The 11,155-nt window shown below is 40.0% G+C and carries 10 protein-coding genes; 3 read left to right on the top strand and 7 right to left on the bottom strand.

Annotated features, from left to right (window positions below; translation table 11 throughout):
- Nucleotides 1-282 precede the first annotated feature (282 nt).
- Together DP117_RS30995 and DP117_RS31000 are read left to right on the top strand one after the other, a co-directional pair.
- Entirely contained in the window at nt 283-582 is a 300-nt protein-coding gene (locus DP117_RS30995; protein WP_211176445.1) for a hypothetical protein, read from the top strand.
- A gap of 87 nt (nt 583-669) precedes the next feature.
- Entirely contained in the window at nt 670-1,140 is a 471-nt protein-coding gene (locus tag DP117_RS31000; protein WP_169222030.1) for a phosphate-starvation-inducible PsiE family protein, read from the top strand.
- 81 nt (nt 1,141-1,221) lie between these two features.
- On the opposite strand, the gene DP117_RS31005 is transcribed toward DP117_RS31000, so the two are convergent.
- The 4 genes from DP117_RS31005 to DP117_RS37390 all read right to left on the bottom strand — a co-directional run bounded on the left by DP117_RS31005 (nt 1,222) and on the right by DP117_RS37390 (nt 5,606).
- Nucleotides 1,222-2,325 carry a GNAT family N-acetyltransferase gene (locus DP117_RS31005; RefSeq protein WP_169222031.1) on the bottom strand — a complete coding sequence of 368 codons (1,104 nt, stop codon included), beginning with the start codon at nt 2,323-2,325 and terminating at the stop codon, nt 1,222-1,224.
- Between the two features lie 21 nt (nt 2,326-2,346).
- Nucleotides 2,347-3,573, bottom strand: coding sequence for an AAA family ATPase (locus DP117_RS31010; protein WP_169222032.1), 1,227 nt, complete (start codon nt 3,571-3,573; stop codon nt 2,347-2,349).
- Nucleotides 3,574-3,805: 232 nt separating this feature from the next.
- Complete coding sequence (locus DP117_RS31015; RefSeq protein ID WP_169222033.1) at nt 3,806-5,008, bottom strand: AAA family ATPase; 1,203 nt, start codon at nt 5,006-5,008, stop codon at nt 3,806-3,808.
- A 73-nt stretch (nt 5,009-5,081) separates the two neighbouring features.
- Nucleotides 5,082-5,606 (bottom strand): AAA family ATPase, encoded by a 525-nt coding sequence (locus DP117_RS37390; RefSeq protein ID WP_169222038.1) that lies wholly within the window; start codon nt 5,604-5,606, stop codon nt 5,082-5,084.
- Between the two features lie 683 nt (nt 5,607-6,289).
- Between DP117_RS37390 and DP117_RS31025 the strand changes: the two genes are divergently transcribed.
- On the top strand, nt 6,290-6,742 hold the full coding sequence (locus DP117_RS31025) for a response regulator (RefSeq protein WP_169222034.1): 453 nt from the start codon (nt 6,290-6,292) through the stop codon (nt 6,740-6,742).
- 10 nt (nt 6,743-6,752) lie between these two features.
- On the opposite strand, the gene DP117_RS31030 is transcribed toward DP117_RS31025, so the two are convergent.
- The 3 genes from DP117_RS31030 to DP117_RS31040 form a co-directional block, all read right to left on the bottom strand.
- Nucleotides 6,753-7,196 carry a DUF2294 domain-containing protein gene (locus DP117_RS31030; protein WP_169222035.1) on the bottom strand — a complete coding sequence of 148 codons (444 nt, stop codon included), beginning with the start codon at nt 7,194-7,196 and terminating at the stop codon, nt 6,753-6,755.
- Nucleotides 7,197-7,619: 423 nt separating this feature from the next.
- Entirely contained in the window at nt 7,620-8,744 is a 1,125-nt protein-coding gene (locus DP117_RS31035) for a hybrid sensor histidine kinase/response regulator (RefSeq protein WP_169222036.1), read from the bottom strand.
- A gap of 60 nt (nt 8,745-8,804) precedes the next feature.
- Nucleotides 8,805-10,139: a hybrid sensor histidine kinase/response regulator gene (locus tag DP117_RS31040; RefSeq protein ID WP_169222037.1), complete on the bottom strand. Its 1,335-nt coding sequence runs from the start codon at nt 10,137-10,139 to the stop codon at nt 8,805-8,807.
- Nucleotides 10,140-11,155: the final 1,016 nt, after the last annotated feature.

The raw sequence follows: 11,155 nt of genomic DNA on the forward strand, positions 1-11,155 counted from the left end.
GTAAGGCTGGTTCAATTTCTGCGTGTCAGACCTCGACCCCTAAAATTTTGGCAGCCTTTGTAAGATTTATCTGTGTTCCTGAGCACTTGGGACAAGAAAAAGGGTCAAGCCTTTGTTTGGTTGATTTGTCGGTGCTCACGGGTACTCGTTGTAATAAGGCTTGACCCTTTTTCCCAGTCGTAACCCCGTAAAGACGAGTACTCGTAGTAAGGCGGCTGCCAAAATTTTTACGTGGCGCGACCCCGTGACTGTCGCAGTCAAAAATACAAGGGTTGTCCATTTTTGTCGGAGCGCGTAGCGAGCCGTAGGCTGGGGAAAGCCCAACCCCGACGCTGGCAAGTGCAGATTGATACCGTTTTAACTAGAGATGCTGTGTTTGAAGGTGCAAGAATTCTTGCTAGAATTTCTGGGTGTGGCATAAGTGCGGCAACAAAATTAATGAATAATTTGCCTGGAGTCCTACTGACTCCTCTTTACAAATTTCAGGCACAACGTTTAGTCAGAGAACTCAATAAAGTCCAGATAAAAGCTCATTTGATATCTTTTCCTCAGACTGGAGGTTCTGACGGTAGAAATCCATAAACCTTATGTATTAATTGTAGCAGACTTGCTAATTGTTCACTATTAATGGTTAATTGCAATTAACCATCTTTTCATTCAACAAACAAAATGCGATTACTACGGAAACTATTAATATCTCTAATTGATAATGGTCAGAATGAGAGTTTTCTGGGCTTTTTAGATATCGTAGAAGATTTTTTTGCCAAAATCCTCTCTTTAGCGATGATAGGAGTCATTTTGTTCGCTATCTTAGACCTTGGTATTGTTTTAGTACGAGAGATGTTTCGACCAACTCTTGGTAACTTTTCTGGTACATTATTGAAAGTCTTCGGGCTATTTTTAAATATTTTGATTGCACTAGAAATTACACAAAATATCGCATCATATCTCAGTAATCATATTATTCAGATTGAGATGGTGATTATTACTTCCTTAATTGCCGTAGCCCGTAAAATCATCATTCTTGACTTTGGCAAAATTTCTGAGTCACAATTATTTGCTCTTGCTGCGACTATTTTTGCCCTTGCTATCTGTTATTGGCTCGTGCGACGGACAAATGCTAAATACCCACGCCACTAACGAAATTCAAAATTCAAAATGGACCGGAGGCGGAGCGGCTCCGGCTCCGCTGCGTCCCGCTGCGCTAACAAAATTCAAAATTCAAAAAGAAGAAAAAGAGTAATCAAACAAATCTCCTACAGGCTGATAACCGATCGCCTCGTAAATGTGATTAGAAGTTGGGTTTGCCAAATCAGTGAATAAAAAGCAGTATCGATTCCCCTGATTCAGCAGGGTTTGGCTCAAAGCCGCCACGCAAGCACTGGCGTAACCTTTTCTGCGGTGTTCTGGTGGTGTGTAAACCACACTCACCCCCGCACCGTTGGGCGTTACACGAACATGGCACGCCATTGAAACAGGGATTTTATCTTCCCAAATGTAAGCAATACCCAGCTGCAAAAGGCGTTCTACTATGGGTTCAACTTTTGACTCAACAGTGCCCAAGGCTTCGAGTGCAAAGGCTTCATACCAACGAATGAGGAGTTCGCGATCGCTCTTGCGTGTCGCCAAACGTAACTCACCTGTTGCTTTGAAAATCGGCTGCACTTGCTCTAGTTGAAAAGCACGTAACGCCATTTTTAGGTGGTAGGATTGACCTGTTAGGGAATGCCAAGCTTGCGCGAAAGCTTCTGCCTCAGCAGTGGGAGCATTGACACCTGACAATGATTTTTCACTCAGGTATATATCTTGGGCGATAGCTAGCCCCTCAGGGGGCGCTGCGCAAACGCTGCTGCGCTGGGCGCAGCGCGCCTTGATACTTTCAAAATTCTCTATCTTTGACAACAGCAAGTTTCGCCGCTGCACTTTATCGAGTTGATGAATTCTCAATTGCTTACCCAGTGTGTAAGACTGATTTGTGATAGTTTGCCAAGTTTGAGCAAAGGCAAAAGCTTCTGCAGCCAAACCACTGACGCCTGGTAACTGCTTGTGATCGGAGTACAAATCTTGGGCTATCGCCTCTATTGCTGCAAACTTTTCTACCTTTGATAAGAGCAACCTACGAGGTGGTGTTCTGATTGCCACTGCAACAATATTTCCATCTATTTCTACAGTCGCCAAGTAGGGTTGGCAATCATAGCGTTGTGGATGATGAATCAAGGTGTTGCAAATTCTGAGTAACAGGATATGCAATGCTTCCTGACTCAACAAGTAGTCTTTCACCCGCTCGTAAAATTGACTTGCATCTTCAAACCGATTAACCTTCATTTTAATATTGCTGTGATGTCATCATACATGAGAATTAACTTCCCCAGTTACACTGCTCATTTGTTGTCGCAAAACAGCAACTAGTGAAATGATGTTTTTATCCATCCCACCTGTTTCCATTCCTCTCATCCAAAGCATCATAGATGAGACAAATAGTTCTTTGAGGTAGGCGAATGAGAAGCCATTTGTCATCTCGGCAATCTGAGATATTGTCGCTTCAGACAAGCGCATTGTCGGTTGAAATTTGTCGTTCCACAAGTTGATATAGGCTAAGCGTTCTGCCAAAGTCGGCAACTCAAAATAATATTTGCGATCAAAGCGACTGGGACGTTCTAAAATGGCTGAATCTATCCGCTCTGGATGGTTAGTTGTGGCTAATATGACTATTCCAAGATTTGTGGCAAAACCATCAAGTTCATTCAAAAAGAACGAACGATTTTCTTGTTCTACCAAAGAATCAAGGTCTTCCAATACTAAAATACAAGGTGCAGACTGTCGTGCTTGCCGAAAGACTTCACGAATATTGTGGTGAGGATTACTATACTCCGATTTAAAGCTTTTGACATATAAGCAAGGCTGCTGAATTTTGTTAATTAAAGCTTTGACTGCGTGAGTTTTACCATTCCCAGGAGAGCCAATAAATAAAATTCCCCGCTTCCAAGGTAAACCGTAAGCTTCGTAAGTCTCCCGCAAAGCAAAAAAGTTTGTTAAGTCGTCTTGAATCTCTTGTTTGAGAGTTTCAGGCAAAATCAGATTATCAAAAGTCGCGTTCTGAATCGACTCAAATAACTCTTCATTTTTTGACCAATAACCATCTTCAAATACTAAAATTTCACTTCTGATTTCTGAGTTCCACTCACAAACAGCAGCAAAAAAGTTTTCAGCAATCTCTTTGCTATCAGCTAAAATCCAGTAATATTTTGTTTTACAATAACCCTCCTGAAAACTTATCAGTATAACATCCAATTGATGTCCTTCCCATGTCACCTCAAAGTTGGCATTTTCAGTATAATGGTCAATTTTGTTTTCCATACCATTCCAACCATAGATAATCTGGTTGTAAATAGAGGTGTCATACTCAATAGTGCAGAAATTTGCCTGAGCGTACTTCTCGACATCAAATGCTGAATCACTTCCTTCTAGCAACACTTTTTTAGGATAAAACGCTGCTAATTCCTGACTAATATGATAGGTAATGGCGTTAGTAGGAAGGTTAAGTGCTTCTAAAATAAGTGGTTGAATTTTCACAGTTTTAGTGGTTTTAAATTAACAGAAATACCTGTTTTAGGAAGGTGGGTATTGCCTACAAGACTTCATACGATTGCGTATGACATCTAACTGCGAACTCTCTAATCTGTTCTCTAGTTAGTTCTGTTGTAGGAATACATTCGCCTTTTAATTGATACAAAACCTTTGAGATTGATTCCAGAAGATGATACTCAAAAATTTACTTGCTAACTGAGTCTGAAAAACTCATCATTTAAACAAATCTCAGCGTAAACTCATACATCAAATCGACTCTTCCCTTGCGTAGCATTGCTGGGTCTAATCTTTCTGTTGTATTACAAGTCATCAAGACAACTAACTGCTGCTGCATATGAATACCAGCATCATCAATCACGCTTTGATACAGCGTGCCATCTAGCAAACTCAAAATATGTTCGGTTTTGTTATTATACTGCGCTACTTCGCTAGCGCGATTTTGTGCTAGGTTATCTGCCTCGTTGATAATAATACAAATTCTTTCTAGATATGTCGGTGGGACAAAGTTGGCGATCGCATCATGATCCAAAATAAAAATCACATACCCTAAAGGGACCAAAATTTCTTTTGCAACTGCTTGTGTCCATACAGTTTTACCTGTACCTGGTTCTCCATGTACCAAAACTGCTAACTGTTTTTGATTAAGAATCGCTTGCTGTACTAAATCAGTAAAGCTTTGAATATCTGTAGGAAAACTGCGAATCGGAAACTGACTATAAAGTTTACCTACACGAGTTTGATATCCACTCAGCATGATTGCTAAATCATATGTTGCTTTGGTAACAAGTGGAGCTAGATTTTTTGCTAATAAAGTGTACTGTCGTCGTCCTCTATCAAAAGAGTTAATTTGTAGCCAAATGTCATCACGGGACCAATAAGCATAAACAGTATTAACAACATCTAAACGTTCCCAATTGACAAACTTTTCAACTGGAAAATAAAAATCTCGTTCCAAATAATATTGTGTAATAACATCAGGACATCCCAATACATCTAAAACGCGTAATACAGTAATTTCTTGCAGACGATTAAGAACATAATCAATTGGAATACTGTTGCGGCTGACAAATTGGACGATAGGCGTTTCTGTGGTTAAAACATCTTTGTAACGATAATCTGGTGACAGAGGATCGGGTGTGATGTAATTCCAAAACTTGTCTACTTCGTAGCGCGTATTATCAGAGACAACATTCAATAAGTTAGCCCACCAAGTATAATTATTGCGTCCCAAACTTTCAGCAATGTTACTTACTAAATTCAAACTTTTTTGAGTAAACTCTTGCGTGTCGTGACGCAACAATTGCCAGACAAATTCCCAATCCAATTCTCTATGGAAGGGTCGCCAGCCACTTGCTAGTAAGCTTTGACGGTTACTACTGGCAGGACCACCTTCATTGTTTCTATAGTATTCAAAATCCATATTGTCAGTTGTGCAGCAGTATAACAGCTTTACGAATCAGTGCATTATGTTTGACTAACGCACCATCTGATATTTAAGAGATATCTTCAGGCATAATTGTCATCATCATTTCTTTGCTGATTCTAGAATTTTTTACGAGTCGATTTGCTTGTCTCTCAATTGTTTTTTCAAAGATATTTCTCACAAGCCTTCCATTCCCAAAATTCTGATCTCGATTTGTATACAACTCAGTGAATTTCTTCAGTAATACCTGCTTTGATTTTTCAGCTAGCTTGAAATGGTTCTGCTGACAAATTTTTTCAAAAATCTTGAGTAGCTCATGAGGTTTATAATGATCAAAGTAGAAATACTTGTTAAATCTCGATTGTAGCCCAGGGTTGGCAGCAATAAATCTTGACATTTGGTCACTGTAGCCAGCAACAATGACTACTAGTCTATCTCTAGAATCCTCCATTCGTTTGAGTAGAGTGTCTATAGCTTCTTGTCCGAAATCATTGTTAGATCCTTCTGGTGCAAGTGCATAGGCTTCATCAATAAACAGCACCCCGTCCAACGCACAGTCAACAAGTTTGTCTACTTTGATTGCAGTTTGTCCAATGTATCCTGGAGAACGCTATTAAAAAAATAATTTTTACTTTTGAATGAGATCTTACGCTACGGTTCGGACGCTACGCGATGCGTGAATTCCTCACAAGGGTATGCGGTTGACACTTTTTTGGTTAATATGTGGTCCTTGACAACCGAGTTGGCTAGTCACTTTATTTACAAAATTTTGACTTTTGTTTATTGATGCTTATATACTACTTAAATACTACAAAAAGTGTCAAGGGTCTAATAAACTTTCTGATTTTTATCCCAATACAAAAAATAAGAGGTTTAGAGGCGTAATGCTCTGTAACCGTACCTACATCCTGAGATCATCTCCTGACAACCCAATTCTCTTGCCCTTAAAGGGTTTTGCTGAATTTGGTGTCATATACTGCCATGCAGATATGTATATTCAAGAATACTACGTTAAAAAAGTGTTAAATATAGAAAGTATTTATGACTTCTTTGTTAATATTTCCTTCCACTTTGCCTATAATTTAGGAAGTGTATTCTCACTCTGTTGGCTAATCGGTATTCATTCCCTGAAGTTGATGGAGTGAGTTAAAGATAATCAACTTCGTAGAGTTGAGACACGAGCCAGTCTGATGTGAGCGCTACCTAACCGCTCACGGAGTGCCTCGTTTATTTTCTCAAGACAGATGATTAATTTCACATGAATCTTCTGGAGAAGACATGGAGCAGGCACAATTATTCAGCGATCAAAAAACGCAAAATCCTCAACCACCTCTCATTCTAGCGGTGGAAGATAATGAAGATAACTTACTGCTATTGAGTTATGCTCTTGAGTCGATAGGTTGTAAACTTATTTGTCAAAAGGATTGTTCAACAACATTACTTGTTGCAAAAGAGTATCAGCCAGACTTGATACTCTTGGATATCTTGTTACCTGGTGTGAGTGGGATAGATATTGTGCGTTCTCTCAAACAAGAACCACTAACCAGTCATATTGCAGCTATTGCAGTGACAGCTTTGGCTAGTGCAGAGGATAGAGAACGCATTCTGAGTGCAGGCTTTAACGACTACATCAGTAAGCCTTACATGATAGAAGACTTAGAAAGTCTTGTTCGCCGCTACCTCTGTAAGAGGTTGAATCCAAATTCGCTGTGTAATCCCTGTCAGGATTAATTTAATTATCTCATGCGGATTTTGGAGTGTTACTTCTATCTCTTCTATCTGATGAAACTCTTGTAACTTTGTTAGAATTAGGAGTAGGAGTGCGGATAGTTGGTGGCTCCGTCAAAATAGCAATGAAGCCAGTACGACTGGTCTTGATTGTGGTGTCAGCTAAGACTTCGATCACTGAGACGTTTAAAGTCTCTTCAATCAATGCCTTAAGTTGTTCCTGAATCACATCATCTAAATCTGACCGGACCTTCTCGGCTAATTCTTGGTGACCTGTTTTAGCTAGCAATTGTTCCGGTTGAGTGATGGAATTTTCCATGACAACGACTACGTTTTGATCCGACAGCTGACAGATGACTTTATCAGGCTGATGACCAAGTTGATCACGATATAAGGCTTGAATGCGTTGGGCTAATGTTCTTTCTACTTGACCGCGAGTTGGTATTGGTGTAGTCATTTGCTTGTTCTTTTCTCTAGAGGTTTAGACCACCAGCGACAAGTCAAAAAGTAATGTAATGAGTTGTGAGTGACTTAAGTTTTCACGCATCATTCACATTTGAAGTTCAAACGAAGAGCGATTTTCACTCTTTACTTTGTGAGTACTTTTTGAGTTGTCGATAGTAGTGTAGGTTTACCATTGGATGTTAAGTAAGTGTTTGGTGTCAAAACCCTCGGAAATACCGAATGACTGAGAGTATTATATTAGTCAAAATTGTTGAACATCACCATCCAAATGCAGTATTTTTCATCAATACCTATAAATGTTGACTTAGTTGACTTAACGTTGATTTAACCTCTAGGCATAAATTTTAATATATATATCCGTAGACTGCAATTCCAAACCATAAGGAGTATGTCACCCAAAGATAATAATAACGTTTCAAGCTGACTTCGGCAGACGTACTGTAAAGACACTACCTTTACCAAGTTCAGAAAAAACCTCTATTGTTCCTTTGTGTGATTCAATGATACGCTGTGACAGGTGCAACCCCAAGCCACTGCCAGAACGCTTATTTTTACCTTGACGAAAGCGCTCAAAGATGGTTGCTTGGTCTTCCGGAGCAATGCCGAATCCTGTATCTTGAACTTCAATGATCACCCAAGGTTTACCTTGAGGTTTGACTGATGTCTCCGACAGACGAATGTTGACACTTCCTGTATCTGTAAATTTAATAGCATTTCCAATTAAGTTACTGATGACGCGTCGCAATTCTAGGCGATCGCCTTTAACGACAGATGCAGTTTCGTCTTGTTGATCTAAATTGCTGGAATCTATATTGATAGCTAAGTCTTTCTCAATTGCAAGAGAACTGAGTTCTTGAACCACTTCTTCTACTATTTGTAGTAGATTGCAGCTATCAAGTTGTAGAGTCTTTTTACCTGCCTCAAAGCGGTAGACTTCTAGTAGGTTGTTCACCATTTCCAACAAGTTTTGATTGCTGCGAATCATAGCGAATATCGCCTGTTTCATGTCTGACGAAATAGCACAAAAAGTTTCCTGATGAAACAAATAGAGCATCCGATCTGCGGCTACTAAGGGGGTTCGCAAGTCGTGAGTCAGACGTGACACAAAGTCTTCGCGTTGGCGTGCCATTTTTCGTTGTTCATCAATACTGTGCTTCAGACGCAGCATTGATCGAACTCTAGCTAGTAGTTCTTCATGATTAAATGGTTTGCGAATAAAATCATCTGCTCCTGCATCCAAACCTTCGACAACACTCGCGTCATGATGAGCAGTGATTAGTAGTATCGGAATATATGATATCTCTGGATTGTTACGAATACGGCGTGTCACATCATAGCCATCCATTTCTGGCATCATAACATCCAATAAAATCAAGTCGGGTGGAGACTGAGCAACTTGCTTGAGAGCATTCCTCCCATCACAGACTAATTCAACTGTATATCCTTCACTCTCTAAAATCGTTTGAAGTAAGATCAGATTATCAGGATTATCATCAACAGCTAGTATATGTTCTACTTTAGAAGTATCTTCTGATAGCATAGTTATTTCTTTTTGTAAAAATAAAAATTCTCGATTTGACTTGTGGAATTTATTTTAGAATTATCTTTCTCTACTCTTTCCGTTTACACCTTCTTGAGCCAAACGAAGATTTTCCCGTTGTTTCCAAAAAACTTTTTTGACTGAAGTCTTATGAGAGTTTGATGTTCCATCTGAACGTTGCTGACTCAAGGATGATATGTGACGTGGTAGTTGAATCCGAAAGACTGAACCTTCACCCAGCTGACTTTCAACGCTGATGTTACCACCCATTATTTGCACCAACGCTTTGATAATTGGCAAGCCCAAACCTGTACCCGAATATTTGCGAGTGATACTCTGATCGACTTGTCGGAAAGCTTCAAAAATCTTTTGTAAATCAGTAGAAGGAATGCCTATACCAGTATCCAAAACAGTAATTCCCACTTGATTTTCTGACAGTTCTTTCAGTTCAACTCCAATACCGCCAGACTCTGTAAATTTAACGGCGTTTGAAAGCAGGTTTGTTAAAATCTGCCGTATACGCATTGGATCATTGAACATCACAGGGTTTTGTAAATCCATTTGAAGGAACAAAGACAGATTTTTCTCCTCAGCTAGAGAACGCATCTCTTGTACAGTATCATTGACCACCTTTGATAGATCAAATATTTGTGGTTTTAAATCTAACCTTCCTGCTTCTAACTTGGAGAAGTCAAGAACTTCATTCAGCAGCATCAGCAAGTGCTTAGCGTTGTTGAGGATACGCTCTACCATATCTCTTTGCTGATGTGTCAGTTCACCACACCTAGGACGCAGCAATAACTGAGAAAATCCAATGATAGCATTCATTGGAGTCCGCAACTCATGAGATATTGTTGCTAGAAACTGTGACTTGAGCCGTGATGCTTCGATGAGTCTAAGGTTTTGTAATTCTATGTGTTGTTGCTGTGCTTCTAATTCCTGGTTTTTACGAATGAGAAGTTCATTGCTTTGGCGCAGTTGTTGATTGACTAAGGCGACTTGCTTTTCTGCGCGGTAAACCCGGATAGCATTCCGCAAAACTTGCACTAAGATTTCTGATGATAACCTCGATTTGGGAAGATGATAATCGATCGCACCTGCTTTAATTAGTTCAACTGCTATCTGTTCATCTTCTTGACCTGTCAGGACAATAACAGGTACTGTAATATGACTTGAACGTAGGTTTTGGAGTAAGCTTAAACCGTCTTGGTCTGGCAAACGATAGTCGAGAAAGACACAATCATACAAAGTATGACTCAGGAAGGCGATCGCACTTTTGCCGTCACCCACCTCAGACAGTTCCATTTCTACGCCTGCTTTGATTAAGACATGACGCACTGTCATTCGGTCTACTTCGTCATCATCTACAACTAAGATTCTTAGTTTCTCTTCCATTGTTTCTAGCCATTGCCATTCAACACACTGTTTTGATTTTCTCTGTCATGTCGTTCTTTTTTAGTACTTTTATAACAGTACTATAGTTATGATATGCTTGAATTTTTTTTGAAAGTTTATAGTAGCTATTAGCTAGTAAAACAACCAACATCTTAATAACTAACAACAACTTTTTCATCATTTCAAGCTTCCTTATATTCATCGAAAGTGCAGCAGTCTTGTTGCTGATACCGCCCTTTCTCCTCATGTCAACACAAATCATCAACAACAAAGGGCTAATCTAATTGATAAACGTGCAAGTCAAATCTACTGCAATTTACCTGCTTTTGAGCTTGTCATTGCAATAAGCACAAAGACAAACACGACTTTGAGACATGACGATAATTATTTACTTAGTCATCAGAACTAAACGCTAGTAAAATATAGTACTCAGTTTAGTTCATCATCATTGTAGACTGACGATGAAATAGCTGTCTTCAGCCATTAGTCAGAACTGCACACCAATAATCAGTGATCAGTGATCAGTTAGCAGTTGTTCGATAACAGACGACTACAACAAGGCAAAATCATGCCTTTGAGGCGAAGCGCGTGGCGTGTCCAGAGGACTAACGCCGTGATGGGATAGCGTTGCGGTCAAAAGAAAGAACTAAAGTGGAGGAGTGAGCAAATGTTAGCGTTTGCGCAGCGCCCCCTAGGGGGCGCTTCGTGCTGTAGGCTGGGAGTAGGTAATTTTTTCAAAACTCGACTAACGACGATAACGAATCAACTAGGAAGCCTGCCAGACCGCTACTAAAGCGAACCGCGCTATGCGTTTTTTACGTGTAAGATCCCCGCGCACTTATTGTTTTAATTGTGAATTTTCAGAGAAGTTGGACCGGAGGAAACCTCCGTAGACGCTTTGCGGTGAGACAGCACGGCGCAGGAGGAGCCAGTACGCCCAGGAGGGGAGCCAGTGCGCCCTTGGGGACGCATGAATCCATAAAAAACGGAGTCAGCCTTATTAGAACGAGTACTCG

It is taken from the genome of Brasilonema sp. UFV-L1, from assembly GCF_012912105.1.
Lineage (GTDB): Bacteria > Cyanobacteriota > Cyanobacteriia > Cyanobacteriales > Nostocaceae > Brasilonema.